General features: G+C 65.7%; 9 protein-coding genes and 1 pseudogene. 5 read left to right on the forward strand and 5 right to left on the reverse strand.

All coding sequences use genetic code 11. The annotated features are described in order from the left end of the window. A pseudogene (locus ACYVD0_RS12930) lies at positions 1-395 on the reverse strand (helix-turn-helix domain-containing protein); the annotation flags it as partial. A 279-nt stretch (positions 396-674) separates the two neighbouring features. After that, complete coding sequence (grxD, locus tag ACYVD0_RS12935; protein WP_460427179.1) at positions 675-1,001, reverse strand: glutaredoxin family protein; 327 nt, start codon at positions 999-1,001, stop codon at positions 675-677. A gap of 303 nt (positions 1,002-1,304) precedes the next feature. Between grxD and argF the strand changes: the two genes are divergently transcribed. Both argF and ACYVD0_RS12945 read left to right on the forward strand, forming a co-directional pair. Next, positions 1,305-2,225 (forward strand): ornithine carbamoyltransferase, encoded by a 921-nt coding sequence (gene argF / locus ACYVD0_RS12940; protein ID WP_460427180.1) that lies wholly within the window; start codon positions 1,305-1,307, stop codon positions 2,223-2,225. Continuing rightward, positions 2,222-3,331, forward strand: coding sequence for an ABC transporter ATP-binding protein (locus ACYVD0_RS12945; RefSeq protein ID WP_460427181.1), 1,110 nt, complete (start codon positions 2,222-2,224; stop codon positions 3,329-3,331). The genes argF and ACYVD0_RS12945 overlap by 4 nt, the downstream gene beginning before the upstream one ends. 39 nt (positions 3,332-3,370) lie before the next feature. Here ACYVD0_RS12945 and ybaK read toward each other — a convergent pair whose 3' ends face one another. After that, the gene (gene ybaK, locus ACYVD0_RS12950; RefSeq protein WP_460427182.1) at positions 3,371-3,838 is read right to left on the reverse strand and encodes a Cys-tRNA(Pro) deacylase; all 468 of its coding nucleotides are present in this window, start codon (positions 3,836-3,838) and stop codon (positions 3,371-3,373) included. A 46-nt stretch (positions 3,839-3,884) separates the two neighbouring features. Between ybaK and glpD the strand changes: the two genes are divergently transcribed. Further along, positions 3,885-5,495 carry a glycerol-3-phosphate dehydrogenase gene (gene glpD / locus ACYVD0_RS12955; RefSeq protein WP_460427183.1) on the forward strand — a complete coding sequence of 537 codons (1,611 nt, stop codon included), beginning with the start codon at positions 3,885-3,887 and terminating at the stop codon, positions 5,493-5,495. Here the strand turns inward: glpD and ACYVD0_RS12960 are convergent. Both ACYVD0_RS12960 and metE read right to left on the reverse strand, forming a co-directional pair. Beyond that, positions 5,419-6,408 (reverse strand): alpha/beta fold hydrolase, encoded by a 990-nt coding sequence (locus tag ACYVD0_RS12960; protein WP_460427184.1) that lies wholly within the window; start codon positions 6,406-6,408, stop codon positions 5,419-5,421. The two genes, glpD and ACYVD0_RS12960, sit on opposite strands and share 77 nt — an antisense overlap. A 143-nt stretch (positions 6,409-6,551) precedes the next feature. Then, entirely contained in the window at positions 6,552-8,846 is a 2,295-nt protein-coding gene (metE, locus tag ACYVD0_RS12965; RefSeq protein WP_460427185.1) for a 5-methyltetrahydropteroyltriglutamate--homocysteine S-methyltransferase, read from the reverse strand. Between the two features lie 107 nt (positions 8,847-8,953). On the opposite strand from metE, the gene metR reads away from it, so the two are divergent. Together metR and ACYVD0_RS12975 are read left to right on the forward strand one after the other, a co-directional pair. Further along, a complete protein-coding gene (gene metR, locus ACYVD0_RS12970) occupies positions 8,954-9,880 on the forward strand; it encodes a LysR family transcriptional regulator (RefSeq protein ID WP_460427186.1) in 927 nt (308 codons plus the stop codon). Positions 9,881-10,006: 126 nt separating this feature from the next. After that, the gene (locus tag ACYVD0_RS12975; RefSeq protein WP_460427187.1) at positions 10,007-13,099 is read left to right on the forward strand and encodes a transglycosylase domain-containing protein; all 3,093 of its coding nucleotides are present in this window, start codon (positions 10,007-10,009) and stop codon (positions 13,097-13,099) included. Positions 13,100-13,148: the final 49 nt, after the last annotated feature.

Genomic DNA, 13,148 nt, shown 5'->3' on the forward strand with positions numbered 1-13,148 from the left:
CATACCCCAGATTTCAAAGCCCGCTTGACCGTGGCCGTGCAGGAGGTTTTGCCGGTTTCCTGCTGCAGGCGTGCCTGGACGGTTCTTATCCGGTGGAGATGCTCGGCCACCAGGGCTTGCAGCCGTTTCCGGTCGCACTCGTCGTAGATGGCCGGCCGACCGCTGCGGGCCTTGTCCCTGAGCCCCTCCAGGCCATCGGCTTGCCAGGCATCGAACCAGATGCGACACGGTCTCGCGCGTGACCGCCAGAATGTCGCTGATCGGGTTGATGCTGCAGCCCTTGTGACTGAGCACGATGGCATGGGCACGACGGCGCAAGGCTGGCTTCTCGCCTTGCGTATGGGCATCCATCAACGCCTGGAGTCTGTGTCGGCAAGAGGCGACACGAATTTCATGGGGTGCTCCGGGAGCCACAGGGACAAGGCAACCAGTATGCCGGAAAATTTCCGTTCAGATACTTAGCAGCGCGACGTGCTCCCGGCACCCGAATCGGCTTCTTGAGTAAAGCTCCTGCAGCCCAGAGTCATTTTCCAGACCGAGCTTCGGCTTCAGATACGGTGCATAAATGTAAAGTGCCCGCATTTCTCAATACGGGCACTTTCTAGACTGCCACTTTGAACTATCAGGTTCTCACTCAGCTTATCCGGACGGATGCCTTCGCAGTTTCATGCGCCTCAGGCGTCGGCTTTATTGGCCGTACCCTTGACAACCTGTTGCAACTCACCCTTCTCGAACAGTTCGAGGATGATATCACTACCACCGATCAGCTCACCATTGACCCATAGCTGTGGGAAAGTCGGCCAGTTGGCGTACTTAGGAAGGGTGGTGCGAATTTCCGGGTTCTGCAGAATGTCGACATAGGCGAATCGCTCGCCGCAGGCCATCAAGGCCTGCGCAGCACGGGCCGAGAAGCCGCACTGTGGTGCATTCGGCGAGCCTTTCATGTACAGCAGTACGCTGTTGCTAGCGATCTGCTCTTTGATGGTTTCGATGATATCCATTGAGTCACCTCGGCTGGGCTTTCCGACGAAATCGGCACGATGGCGGCATTGTAACGGAAAACCCAGCTACGCGCTCAACCTTCATGAAACCACCCATGGGACAATCGCCCCTCCAGGCACAATACAGGCATAGACTTTGCTTTTATCGCTTCAAGGGGCGGTTTGCGCGGTTTTGCCTTTTCCCTATAAGATCGCCGCTTTCCCATTTTTCGCCACCTCTTAGTGGCCGCTGCAGGCACAGTCATTTCCGGCGGAGATCCGCCTCGACCTGCGGCTTGTACCGATATAAGAAAGGAACCGATGATGAGCGCAAGGCACTTTCTCTCTCTGATGGACTGCACGCCCCAGGAGCTGGCCAACCTGATTCGTCGCGGCATCGAGCTGAAGGATCTGCGCAACAGCGGTGCCCTGTTCGAGCCCCTGAAGAATCGAGTGCTGGGCATGATTTTCGAGAAGGCCTCGACCCGCACCCGTCTGTCCTTCGAAGCGGGGATGATCCAGCTCGGCGGCCAAGCCATCTTCTTATCTCCGCGAGACAGCCAGTTGGACCGCGGCGAGCCCATCAGCGATACGGCCATCGTCATGTCGCGCATGCTCGACGCCGTGATGATCCGCACTTTTGCCCACAGCACCCTGATCACCTTTGCCGAAAACTCCCGGGTACCAATCATCAATGGCCTATCCGATGACCTGCACCCCTGCCAGCTGCTGGCCGACATGCAGACCTTCTTCGAGCATCGGGGCTCGATTCAAGGCAAGACTGTGGCCTGGATCGGCGATGGCAACAACATGTGCAACAGCTATATCGAAGCCGCACTGCAATTCAATTTCCAACTCATGATTGCCTGCCCCGAAGGTTTCGACCCTAAGCTCGAGTTCGCCGCCATTGCTCCCGAGCGTGTGCGAATCGTCCGCGATCCGCGCGAAGCGGTTGCTGGCGCTCATCTGGTCAGCACCGACGTATGGGCCTCCATGGGCCAGGAGAAGGAAGCCGAAGATCGGCTGGCCCTCTTCAAGCCTTATCAAGTGACCAGCGAGCTGCTCGACCTTGCTGCCGACGATGTCCTCTTCATGCACTGCCTGCCAGCCCATCGCGGCGAGGAAATCAGCCTTGACCTGCTCGACGATCCCCGCTCGGTGGCTTGGGACCAGGCGGAAAACCGCCTGCATGCACAGAAGGCGCTGCTGGAATTTCTCATCGAACCAGCCTACCACCACGCATGACCCATTCCCTACTGCTCAACCTTCGTGACCTCGTCTGTGGTTACCAAGGCCACAGGATCGTCCAACAGATCAATCTGCACCTGAATGCGGGGGATATCGGTTGCCTGCTCGGCCCCTCCGGCTGCGGCAAGACCACCACCCTGCGCGCCATCGCCGGCTTCGAGCCGGTGCAGGAAGGCGAGATCCAGCTGGCCGGCGAAGTGATCTCCCGCGCCGGATTCACCCTGGCGCCGGAGAAGCGCCACATCGGCATGGTGTTCCAAGACTACGCGCTGTTCCCACATCTCACTGTGGCCGAGAACGTTGCCTTCGGCATCCGCAAGCACTCCCGGCGCGAGCGCATAACCGCCGAACTGCTGGAGCTGGTCAAGCTCGCCCAACTGGCCCTGCGCTACCCGCACGAGCTTTCCGGCGGCCAGCAGCAGCGGGTGGCCCTCGCCCGCGCCTTGGCGCCGGAGCCGCAACTGCTGCTGCTCGACGAGCCCTTCTCCAACCTGGATGTGGAACTGCGCCGCAAGCTCAGCCATGAGGTGCGCGACATCCTCAAGGCACGCGGCACCAGCGCGGTGCTGGTGACCCATGACCAGGAAGAGGCCTTCGCCGTCAGCGACCACGTCGGGGTATTCAGGAATGGCCACCTGGAGCAGTGGGACACTCCCTACAATCTCTACCACGAACCACTCACTCCCTTCGTGGCCAGCTTCATCGGCCAGGGCTACTTCATCCGCGGCCAGCTGCTGGCCCCGGAGACGGTACAGACCGAGCTTGGCATGATCCAGGGCAACCGCGCCTACACCTGCCCCATCGGCAGCACCGTGGAGGTCCTGCTGCGCCCGGATGACATCGTCTACGCGCCCGACAGCGAATTGAAGGCCACCATCACCGGCAAGACCTTCCTCGGCGCCTCCACCCTCTACCGCCTGCAGCTGCCCACCGGCAGCCCGCTGGAAGCCATCTTCCCCAGCCACATCGACCATCTGCCCGGGGAGCAGGTTGGCATCAGCGTGGCGGCCGAGCACCTGGTGGTCTTCCCCACCCAGGGCAATGGTACCCTCCAGCCCGAGCTGGCCAGCTCCGGCGTGCGCCGCTACAGTGAAGAGCCCTGATCCAGAGCAGGGCCGGAAGCCGGCCAGCGGCCGGTGGACTCAGCGCCCGATGGCGGCGAAGCTCGCCCGGGCATGGTCGGCCAGCACCTGCGCCGCCAGCTCCACCTCCAGCCCCCGACGGCCGGCACTGACGAAGATGCTCGGGAAGCCCCCGGCCGATTCGTCGACGAAGGTGCGCAGGCGCTTCTTCTGTCCCAGCGGACTGATGCCCCCTACCAGGTAGCCAGTGCTGCGCTGGGCGACGCCCGGATCGGCTATATCGACCCTCTTGACCCTGGCAGCGTTGGCCAGGGCCTTCAAGTCCAGACTGCCGGCGACCGGCACCACCGCTACTAGCAGCTCGCCCTTCTCGGTCGCGGCCAGCAGCGTCTTATAGACTTGCTCCGGCGGCAGGCCCAGCTTCTCGGCCGCCTCCAGGCCGTAGGAAACGGACTTGGAATTATGAGCGTAACTGTGCACACGAAATTCAGCATGCGCTTTTTTCAGCAGATCGATAGCAGGAGTCATGTTCGAAAGTGGAAAATGGGACTATTGAACCGTTACCTTAGCTGAAATGGACAACAACTCCCCAGTTTCCCCTGAACCCCCCGGCGATCCACTCTACGATCTGGTCGTGGTCGGCGGCGGCATTAACGGCGTCGGCATCGCCGCCGATGCCGCCGGGCGCGGCCTGCGCGTACTGCTGTGCGAACAGCACGACCTGGCCGCACACACCTCCTCGGCCAGCAGCAAACTGATCCACGGTGGCCTTCGCTACCTTGAGCATGGCGAGTTCCGCCTGGTGCGCGAAGCGCTAGCCGAACGCGAGGTGCTGCTGGCCAAGGCACCGCATATCATCCGGCCACTGCGCTTTGTCCTCCCCCACCGCCCGCAGCTGCGACCGGCCTGGATGATCCGTGCCGGCCTGTTCCTCTACGACCGCCTGGGCGGCCGCGGGCACCTGCCCGCCTCGCACGCGCTGCGCTTCACGACAGACAGCCCGCTCAAGCCGGAAATCCGCCGCGGCTTCGAATACGCCGACTGCCAGGTGGACGATGCCCGCCTGGTGCTGCTTAATGCCATGGCCGCACGGGAAAGGGGCGCGACCATTTACCCCCGCACCCGCTGCCTGTCCGCACAGCGCCAGCAGGGCCTCTGGCAGATCGAGCTGCAGCGGGCCGATGGCCGTCGCCAGAGTGTCCGCGCCCAGGCTCTGGTGAATGCCACCGGCCCCTGGGTGACCCGCTTCATCGAGGACGCCCTGCACCAGCGCCCGCCCCATCGCATCCGCCTGGTCCAAGGCAGCCACCTGATCGCGCCGCGCCTCTACGAAGGCGACGAGGCCTACATCCTGCAGAACGAGGACCGACGCATCGTCTTCGTCATTCCCTACCTGCAGCGCTACAGCCTGATCGGTACCACTGACCGGGAGTTCGCTGGCGATCCGGCCCAAGTCGCCATCAGCGAGACGGAAGTCGACTACTTGCTGCGGGTGGTCAACGCCCACTTCAAACGGCCGCTACAGCGCAGCGACATCCGCCACAGCTTCTCCGGCGTGCGCCCGCTGCTCGACGACGAATCGCCCGATCCGGCCGCCATCACCCGCGACTACAGCCTCAGTCTCTCCGCCGAGCAGGGCCAGGCTGCGTTGCTTTCGGTGTTCGGCGGCAAGCTGACCACCTACCGCCGGCTCGCCGAAGCGGCGCTGGAGCAGTTGGCACCCTTCCTGCCGCCAATGGGACCGAGCTGGACCGCCAGCACAGCACTGCCCGGCGGCGAAGAGTTGGAGGAGCCGGAAGTACTGGCCGGCACCCTGCTGCAGGAGTTCACCTGGCTGCCCGACGGACTCGCCCAGCGCTGGGCCCATACCTACGGCAGCCGCACCTATCGCCTGCTCGGAGGCGCCCACCACCCCGCCCATCTCGGCGAGCACCTGGGCGGCGGACTGTACGGCCGGGAAGTAGACTACCTGTGTCGCGAGGAATGGGCAGAGCAGGCCGACGACATCCTCTGGCGACGCACCAAGCTTGGCCTGCTGCTGCCGCCGGCCGCGCAACGGCGGCTCGCCGAGTATCTCTGCGAAGGCCCGACCGCCATGCGCAGCACGGCTACAGCCGGGCCAGGGCCCTCTCCCTGCGCTGGCTGTGCAGATACGACAGCACCGCCGCCAGCAGCGGCTCCTTGAAAGCCTCCTGGAAGCGGTGGGCCAGGCCGGGGATCAGCCTCAGCTCGCTGCCCCGCACATGCGCAGCGACATGCACGCCATGCATCACTGGCAGAAGGGGATCGGCAGTTCCGTGCACCACCAGAGTCGGCAGGCGGAGGCGCTTGAGCAGCTTGACGCGACTCGGCTCGGCGAGCAGGGCGAGGATCTGCCGCTTGACACCCTCCGGATTGAAGGCACGGTCGTAGGCCGCCGCCGCCTGCCGCCGGAGCTGCTCGCGGTCGGCCTCGACCTGCGGGCTGCCGAGTGCAGTGAGCAGCTCGACCTGACGCTCGATCGCCACCTCGCGACTGTCCGCCCCACGCCGCGCCAGCAGTTTCAGCAGCGCTTCGCTGGGACCAGGCAGGCCCAGCGCACCGGAACTGGTCATCACCAGGGTCAGGCTCTGCACCCGTTCAGGGGCCAGATCAGCCATGTGCTGGGCGATCATTCCGCCCATGCTGACGCCGAGCACATGGAAGCGCGGCACCTGCAGCTGCTCCATCAGCGCCAGCGTATCCCGGGCCATGTCGCGCAGGGCATAGGGGGCGGACACCGACAACCCGAGCCGATGACGCAATAGCCCGTAGGTCAGGCTGACCTGCGGCACCTCTCCCACCCAGGTGGAGAGGCCGACGTCGCGGTTATCGAAGCGGATCACCCGGAAGCCCTGCCGGCACAGGCCGAGCAGCACCTCGTCGGGCCAGTCGATCAGCTGGCCGCCAAGCCCCATGATCAACAGCAGCGCCGGGTCGGAGTCTCGCCCGATACTCTGGTAGGCCAGCCGCACCGCGCCCGAATCGGCCAGCGCGGTCGGCGCCTGGAGATCGCAGCGGGATGCCGCCAAGCTTGGCAGGCCGCACAGCAGGGCGGCCAGAAGGAGCAATGTGCGCATCGCAAACACCCGGAAAATAAAATTCCATTCAAGCAAAATTATCTGGATGTTCGTTCGAGCGCGTTACCACAGAACCATGACAATTTAATGAAGCCCGCCGAACGGTAGAACTCCGGATTGTCCCTCCCGCCGCGACCGGTCGATCAGGCACCGCCCTCGACCGCCTTACGCATCGCCAGCGCCGCCGCCACCATGTTGGCCAATGCCTCCTCGGTCTCCGCCCAGCCGCGGGTCTTCAGGCCGCAGTCCGGGTTCACCCACAAGCGCTCTGGCGGGATGCGTTCGGCGGCCTGCCGCAACAACGCGAGCATTTCCTCCCGGCCCGGCACCCGCGGCGAATGGATGTCATAGACCCCCGGGCCGATCTCGCTGGGGTAAGCGAAATCCTCGAAGGCCTCGAGCAGGTCCATCTGCGAACGCGAGGCTTCGATGGAGATGACGTCGGCGTCCAGCGTCGCAATGGCCTCGATCATGTCGTTGAACTCGCTGTAGCACATGTGGGTATGAATCTGGGTTTCGTCGCGCACCCCTGAGCTGCACAGGCGGAAGGCCTGCACCGCCCAATCCAGGTAGCCCCCGCGCTCGGCCTGGCGCAGCGGCAGGCCCTCGCGGAAGGCCGCCTCGTCGATCTGCACGATGCGGATGCCGGCGGCCTCCAGGTCCTGCACCTCATCGCGGATCGCCAGGGCCAGCTGCAGCGCCTGCTGCTCGCGCGGCAGATCCTCGCGGGGAAAGGACCACATCAGCATGGTCACCGGGCCGGTGAGCATGCCCTTCATTGGCCTCTCGGTGAGGCCTTGCGCATAGCGGATCCACTCCACCGTCATCGGCCACGGCCGTTGGATATCGCCGACAATCAACGCCGGCTTGACGCAGCGCGAGCCGTAGCTCTGCACCCAGCCGAAGCGGGTGAAGGCATAGCCATCCAGCTGTTCGGCGAAGTACTCGACCATGTCGTTGCGCTCGGCCTCACCGTGCACCAGCACGTCCAGCCCGAGGCGCTCCTGCACCTCGACCGCCTGGCGAATCTGTGCCTGCATCGCCGTGCGATAGCCGGCTTCGTCCAGCGCCCCGCGCCGGTAGGCCTGGCGCGCCTGGCGGATTTCCGCGGTCTGCGGAAAGGAGCCGATGGTGGTGGTGGGGAACGGCGGCAGGTCAAGCTGCGCGCGCTGCCTGCCAATGCGCTCGGCGAACGGCGCCGAGCGCCGCCAATCACTTTCGGCGACTTCCCGCAGACGGGCCTGCACGGCCGGCTTGTGGATGCGCGGGGAATGCCGGTGCGTTTCCCGAGCGGCCCGGCTGTCCGTCAGCGCCACGCGCACCTCGAGCGCCTCGGGCTCCTCAATGGCCCGGGCAAGGATGGCCACCTCCCGGCACTTCTGCACGGCGAAGGCCAGCCAGCCCTTCAGCTCCTCGTCGAGCCGATCCTCCTGCGCCAGGTCCATCGGACTGTGCAACAGCGAGCAGGACGGCGCTACCCACAAGCGCTCGCCAAAGCGCTCGGCGGCCAGCTGCAGCGACTGCAGGGCCTGTTCCAGATCACAGCGCCAGACGTTGCGACCGTTCACCACCCCGAGGGACAGCACCTTGTACGGAGGCAGGCGGTCGAGCACCCCGGCCAGTTGCTGCGGGGCGCGGACCAGATCGATGTGCAGGCCGTCGACCGGCAGGTTCGTCACCAGGCCGAGGTTGTCGTCCAGCGCGCCAAAATAGGTCGCCAGCAGCTTCTTCAATGGTGCCTGCTGGAGCAGGTGATAGGCGCGCTCGAAGGCACTCTTCCAGGCCTGCGGCAGATCCAGCACCAGGATCGGCTCGTCGATCTGCACCCACTCCACGCCTAGCGCGGCGAGCCGGCCGAGGATTTCGCCATAGACCGGCAGCAGCCGCTCGAGCAGCTCCAGCCGGTCGAACGCGCCGTCCCGTGCCTTGCCCAGCCAGAGGTAGGTCAGCGGGCCGATCAGCACCGGCTTGACCCTGTGGCCCAGCTGCCGAGCCTCGGCCACCTCCTCGAACAGTTGCTCCCAGCTCAGGCGGAAGCGCTGGTCGTGGGTGAATTCGGGGACCAGATAGTGGTAGTTGGTATCGAACCATTTGGTCATCTCCAGCGCCTGGGTACCGGCGCAGCCAGACCCGGCGCCACGCGCCATAGCAAACAGGGTGTCCAGGGTGATCCGCCCGTCGGCCGGGCGGAAGCGCCGGGGAATTGCGCCGACCAGCAGCGAATGGGCGAGTACCTGGTCGTACCAAGCGAAGTCGCCGACCGGCAGCAGCCCGATGCCAGCGTCCTGCTGGGCCTGCCAGTGGGCGGCGCGCAGCGAGCGGCCGACCGCGCGCAGGCCGCTTTCATCCAGCCGCCCCTGCCAGTAGGCTTCGAGGGCCTGCTTCAATTCGCGATTGCGACCGATGCGGGGGAATCCGAGGGTGTGTGCCAAGGCCATGCGCTTTTCTCCATATCAGTGAGGGCGGCATTGTCGACAAGGTACCAAGCATGAGACAAACTCAGCTTATTACAGATCATCTTTATAAATTTTCATGAGAGGCTATCATGCTCGAACTGCGCCACCTGCGCACCCTGCACGCACTACGCGAGGCCGGCAGCCTGGTAGAGGCCGCCGAGCGCCTGCACCTGACCCAGTCGGCACTGTCCCACCAGTTCAAGGAACTGGAGGATCGCCTCGGCCTGCAACTCTTCATGCGCAAGACCAAGCCGCTGCGCTTCACCAGCGCCGGGCTGCGCCTGCTGCAGTTGGCCGACGCCCTGCTGCCCCAACTGCGCGGCGCCGAGCGCGATCTGGCGCGCCTCGCCGGCGGCACCGCCGGCCGCCTGCACATGGCCATCGAGTGCCACAGCTGCTTCCAGTGGTTGATGCCGACCATCGACCAGTTCCGCGACGCTTGGCCCGAAGTCGAGCTGGATCTCGCTTCCGGCTTCCCCTTCGCCCCGCAGCCAGCACTGGCCCGCGGCGATCTCGACCTGGTGGTGACCTCCGACCCGCTGGAGATGCCCGGCATCGCCTACGTGCCGCTGTTCACCTACGAGGCGCTGCTCGCTGTGACCAACCAGCACCCACTGGCCGCCAAGCCGTACATCCGACCTGCCGAGCTAGCCGGGGAAGTGCTGATCCACTATCCTGTGGAGCGCAATCGCCTGGACATCTTCACGCATTTTCTCGATCCGGCCGACGTCGAGCCAGCCGGCGTGCGTACCGCCGAGCTGACGGTAATGATGCTGCAGCTGGTGGCCTCCGGACGCGGAGTCTGCTGCCTGCCGAACTGGGCGCTGCACGAGTACAGCGCGCGCGGCTACGTCACCGCCAAGCGACTCGGCGAGAAAGGCCTGTACGCCACGCTGCATGCGGCAATCCGCGCCGACATGCTGGATGCGCCCTTCATGCGCGACTTCCTACTGACCGCCAAGGACACCTCCTTCGCTACCCTGGAGGGGGTCAGCGCGGCGCAGAAAGGCCGCTGAATGCCGGCCGTCCAGACAACGCACAAAAGGGCGGCAAAAGAGCCCCCTCCGAGACCTGCAGGCAACGGCTAAGCTAATGATCTGACGGACAAACAGACAGGCGAGAACCGCCAGGTACAGGTCGATATGGGTGTAATTTGGCAGAGAGATGAACAACGACCCGCGCTCCCCGCGCACGATCTGCCGACCTCCGCTCCGCCCCCTTCCCCCCGACTGCGCTGGCGCCTGCTGCTTTGGTTTGTAGTACTGGCCGGTGCCGCCGTGCTCGGCATGCTGGCCTACTCCGAACTGCAAACCTCGCGCCTGCAGTCCCGGGAATTCAGCCGCTACGCCGGCACCCTCAGCTACTCGGTGGGTGCCGGCCCGAGTCCGGCGATCCACTTCCCCGAATACGGCCCCTACGACCGTCGCCTGGGCTACACGTCGTTGCCCGAATGGCTGCCGCGGCTCGAACAGCGGGGCTTCGAGATCACCCACCAGGCGCGCCTTTCCCAGCCGTTGCTGGATTACAGCCGCCGCCGCCTGTTCCCGCCTTATGAGGAAAAGCCCCAGGCCGGGCTGACCATCAGCGACTGCCGCGGCGTGCCACTCTACAGCTACCGCCTGCCACGGGAATTCTATGCCAGCTACGCCGGCATCCCGCCGCTGGTGATGCACAGCCTGTTATTCATCGAAAACCGCCATCTGCTTGACCCCGCGCAGCCGCTGGCCAACCCCGCGGTGGACTGGCCGCGCTTCGCCAAGGCCACGCTCTCCCAGGTTCGCGAGCTGTTCGGCCTGTCCGGCCAGTCGGCCGGCGGCAGCACCCTGGCAACTCAGATCGAGAAATACCGCCACTCGCCGGACGGATTGACCGACTCGGCCATGGAAAAATTGCGGCAGATGTTCTCCGCCAGCGTGCGCGCCTACCAGGACGGCCCGCAGACAATGGAAGCGCGGCAGAATGTCGTGCGCGACTACCTGAACAGCGTGCCGCTCGCCGCCGCGCCGGGCTACGGCGAGGTGCACGGCCTGGCCGACGGCCTGCGGGTTTGGTACGGCGCCGACTTCGCCCGGGTCAACCAGCTACTCGCCACGCCGGACGCCAGCCCCGCCGAGCGCGGCCTGGCGCTGCGCCAGGTGCTCTCGCTACTGATCGCCCAGCGCCGTCCCACCCACTACCTGATCGTCGGTCGCGAAGAACTGGCCGCCCTCACCGACAGCCACATCCGCCTGCTGCACAAAGGCGGGCTGCTCGACGCCACCCTGGCCGAGGCCGCTCTGGCCCAGCGCGCCGTGTTCCGTGACTGGCTGCAGGAGCCAGCCGTCCAGCCCATCGAAACCACCAAGGGCATCAGCGTCGCCCGCAGCCGTCTGGCCACCCTGCTGCAGCGCTCACTGTACGACCTCGACCGTTTCGACCTGTCTGCCAGCACTCCCCTACAGGGCGAGTTACAGGACGCCGTCACCCGCTACCTTGGCCAGTTGGCCGACCCGGCCTTTGCCGAAGGCGTCGGCCTGTTCGGCGAACGCCTTCTGTCACCGGAGAAAACCACCGAGGTACGCTACAGCTTCACGCTGCTCGAACGCAGCGGCGACAGCTTCCTCGTGCGGGTGCAGACCGACAGCACCGCGCAGCCCTTCGACATCAACGAGGGAAGCAAGCTGGAGCTGGGCTCGACCGCCAAGCTGCGGGTGCTGGCCACCTACCTGGAGATCGTCGCCGAACTGCACGCGCGCTTCGCCGGGCTGGACAGGACCGCGCTACGGTCGGCGGAAACGGTGGTGGAGCCGCTGGACCTACTGACCCGCTGGGCGCTGGAGTGGCTGATGGCGAATCCGGGGGGCAGCCTGCCAGCCATGCTGGATGCCGCCCTCGAGCGGCGCTACTCGGCAAGCTCCGGCGAGAGCTTCTTCACCGGTGGTGGCCTGCACACCTTCGCCAACTTCCGCAAGGAAGACAACGGGCGCCGGCCGACCATGCGCGAAGCGCTACGCGAGTCGATCAACCTGCCCTTCGTGCGCCTGTTGCGCGACATCGTCCGCTACACCATCTACCAGTCGCCGAACAACAGCGTCGCCCTGCTCAAGGACGACCGCGATCCTCGCCGCCTGGAGTACCTGACCCGCTTCGTCGACCGCGAAGGTACGGTGTTCCTGCGCCGCTTCTGGAACAAGTATCGAGACAAGAGCAGCGACGAGCGCCTCGCCACCTTCCTCGAGGGCCTGCGCGTCACCCCGGTGCGGCTCGCCGCGGTGCACCGCTACCTGCTGCCGCAGAGCAGCCGCGCCAGCTTCGACGCCTTCCTGCGCGCCCACCTGCCGAATGACCGTACCCTCACCGAGAAGCGCCTCGACAGCCTTTACCGCAGCTACGGCCCCGGCGCCTTCAACCTGCCGGACCAGGGCTACATCGCCCGCGTCCACCCCCTCGACCTGTGGCTGCTGGGCTACCTGATCCAGCACCCGGCGGCCAGCTACAAAGAGGTGGTGGAGGCCAGCCGCGACGAGCGCCAGGAGGTCTACGGCTGGCTGTTCAAGAGCCGTCACCGCAGCGCCCGGGACAGCCGCATCCGTACCATGGTGGAGGTGGAAGCCTTCCTCGACATCCATCAGCGCTGGCAACGGCTGGGCTACCCCTTCCCCCATCTGGTGCCCTCGCTGGCCACCGCCCTGGGTAGCTCGGGGGATCGCCCGGCAGCACTCGCCGAGTTGATCGGCATCATCCTCAACGACGGCGTGCGCCTGCCGGTGGTGCGCATCGACAGCTTGGAATTCGCCGTCGACACACCCTACGAGACCCGTCTCGGCCTCGCCCCGGACCGCGCTCACCGGGTACTCGCCCCCGAAGTCGCGGCAGCTCTGCGCGGCGCCCTCGCCCAGGTGGTGGAGAACGGTACCGCGCGGCGCCTGCAAGGCAGCTTTCGCCAGGCCGACGGCACACCCCTGACCGTCGGCGGCAAGACCGGCACCGGCGACAACCGCATCCAGCGGGTCGCCCGCGGCGGCTACGTGGTCAGCTCGCAGGCGCTGAACCGCACCGCCACCTTCGTCTTCTATCTCGGACCGAGCCACTTCGGCACGCTCACTGCCTACGTCCCCGGCCGCGCCGCGGAGAAATTCCGCTTCACCTCGGCGCTGCCGGTGCAGGTACTCAAGGGCATGGCGCCGATCCTCCAGCCCTACCTGCAGGGACAAAACAGCCTCTGCCAGGCGGCGCCGGCGACGGTGCAAAACTAAGGCGGACAGTTGCTGCGCTCCCCTGCCCAGGCGGGGAGCGCTGGCGATC

This window comes from Azotobacter armeniacus, assembly GCF_054779355.1.

What these genes read in the sequence shown, in the direction of transcription:
- grxD (WP_460427179.1), bottom strand. Translation starts at nt 1,001, where the DNA reads ATGGATATCATCGAAACCATCAAAGAGCAGATCGCTAGCAACAGCGTA.
- argF (WP_460427180.1), top strand. Translation starts at nt 1,305, where the DNA reads ATGAGCGCAAGGCACTTTCTCTCTCTGATGGACTGCACGCCCCAGGAG.
- ACYVD0_RS12945 (WP_460427181.1), top strand. Translation starts at nt 2,222, where the DNA reads ATGACCCATTCCCTACTGCTCAACCTTCGTGACCTCGTCTGTGGTTAC.
- ybaK (WP_460427182.1), bottom strand. Translation starts at nt 3,838, where the DNA reads ATGACTCCTGCTATCGATCTGCTGAAAAAAGCGCATGCTGAATTTCGT.
- glpD (WP_460427183.1), top strand. Translation starts at nt 3,885, where the DNA reads ATGGACAACAACTCCCCAGTTTCCCCTGAACCCCCCGGCGATCCACTC.
- ACYVD0_RS12960 (WP_460427184.1), bottom strand. Translation starts at nt 6,408, where the DNA reads ATGCGCACATTGCTCCTTCTGGCCGCCCTGCTGTGCGGCCTGCCAAGC.
- metE (WP_460427185.1), bottom strand. Translation starts at nt 8,846, where the DNA reads ATGGCCTTGGCACACACCCTCGGATTCCCCCGCATCGGTCGCAATCGC.
- metR (WP_460427186.1), top strand. Translation starts at nt 8,954, where the DNA reads ATGCTCGAACTGCGCCACCTGCGCACCCTGCACGCACTACGCGAGGCC.
- ACYVD0_RS12975 (WP_460427187.1), top strand. Translation starts at nt 10,007, where the DNA reads ATGGGTGTAATTTGGCAGAGAGATGAACAACGACCCGCGCTCCCCGCG.